Source organism: Streptomyces sp. SID3343, assembly GCF_009865215.1.
Classification (GTDB): Bacteria; Actinomycetota; Actinomycetes; order Streptomycetales; family Streptomycetaceae; genus Embleya.
In genome coordinates, this window is sequence record NZ_WWJX01000373.1 from 1 (window position 1) to 225 (window position 225).

Sequence of the window (225 nt, forward strand, 5' to 3'; positions counted from 1 at the left end):
GGCGGTGCGGGCCGGCACGAGCAGTCCGCGTCTCTTGAGCCGCGACACCGAGGAGCGGACGGACGGGGCGTCCACGCCGGCCGCGGCCAGCAGCCGGATCAGTTCGGCTACCGGCACGGGGCCCGGGACGAAGCGGCCGTACGCGCCGTAGAGCGTGACGATGAGAGACCGTGGTGCATGCTGGTCGGACACGTTGATCATCTTAGGTCGTACGGATCACTCCTG

The 225-nt window shown here is 69.8% G+C and carries 1 pseudogene; it reads right to left on the minus strand.

Features of this window, described 5'->3' with window-relative positions:
• Positions 1-201 (minus strand): annotated as a pseudogene (locus GT354_RS12295) (PaaX family transcriptional regulator); the annotation flags it as partial.
• Between the last annotated feature and the right edge of the window lie 24 nt (positions 202-225).